The following is a 716-nucleotide window of genomic DNA, read 5'->3' as shown; positions in this document are numbered from 1 at the left end:
CTTAACTCAGGAAGAAAAGGATAAAATCGAAGCCATGGGCGGCCTCGAAGAGCTAATGGAAGCGTTTAAAGAGCGGATCGAGCAGCAAAAGAAAAAGCACCAAGGCGGGAACCGGATGATTGGTACCGGTGGTACATCACCTTTTGGTGCGAATGGCTATAACCCTGAAGGTTTTCGAATTGGACAGAAAAACGGTCGAAATGGTCGTGCTGTTAAAGTTTGGGAGAAGCGTGGCTACAAAGACCTTGATGGCGATGTAACGCTTGGGATTCGAAATATCAAACTTGCGCTGCGTCGTTTGCGTAAGTTCGCTCGTCAGGGGGCAGCTGATGAGTTGGACTTGGATGATACAATAAGGTCTACCGCGCGTAATGCCGGTTACCTTGACCTTAAGCTTGTGCCTGAGCGCCACAATACTGTGAAGGTGCTGATCTTCTTTGATATTGGTGGTTCAATGGACCCTCATGTAAAAGTTTGCGAAGAGTTGTTTTCTGCGGCGCGTGTTGAATTCAAGCATATGGAGTATTTCTACTTTCATAACTTTATTTACGAAAGTGTATGGAAGAACAATATTCGTCGTTCAAACGAAAGCATGCCGATCTACGATGTGATTCACAAATATTCTTCTGACTACAAAGTACTCTTTGTTGGTGACGCATCAATGGCACCTTACGAGATAACTCAGCCAGGTGGCAGTATCGAGCATTGGAATGAAG

1 protein-coding gene is annotated in these 716 nt (G+C 45.4%); it reads left to right on the top strand.

Going from position 1 to position 716, the window contains the following annotated elements; translation table 11 throughout:
• The coding region (locus A3757_RS22730) for a VWA domain-containing protein (RefSeq protein WP_156506504.1) at positions 1-716 on the top strand (716 nt) is incomplete at both ends.

It is taken from the genome of Oleiphilus sp. HI0117 (assembly GCF_001635235.1).
This window is presented reverse-complemented; position numbering and strand designations above follow the sequence as displayed.